The organism is Bittarella massiliensis (ex Durand et al. 2017), assembly GCF_017566145.1.
GTDB lineage: Bacteria > Bacillota > Clostridia > Oscillospirales > Ruminococcaceae > Bittarella > Bittarella massiliensis_A.
The window spans coordinates 1-211 of record NZ_JABFCL010000377.1 but is presented as its reverse complement, the minus strand read 5'-3'; the positions used below and the strand labels follow the sequence as shown (position 1 = coordinate 211).

The following is a 211-nucleotide window of genomic DNA, read 5'->3' as shown; positions in this document are numbered from 1 at the left end:
CAGCTGGGCCACCACAGCTTTCGCTTTTTCACGGGCGGCCTTCTTGCTTTCCTGGGCATGGATCGCCTTGAGCATCTTGGCCACTAATTTTACTCTGGAGCGAGGAACAACAGAAAATACATTGCGGTAAAAATGGACTGTGCAACGCTGGTATTTGGCGTCAGGAAACACTTCTCCCACAGCTTCCAGCATACCCAGGCACTTGTCCCCA

1 protein-coding gene is annotated in these 211 nt (G+C 52.1%); it reads right to left on the bottom strand.

The window, feature by feature from the left end; genetic code table 11:
* Positions 1-211, bottom strand: a 211-nt coding sequence (locus tag HJY11_RS14730; RefSeq protein WP_208076583.1) for a transposase, incomplete at both ends; no start/stop codon positions are given.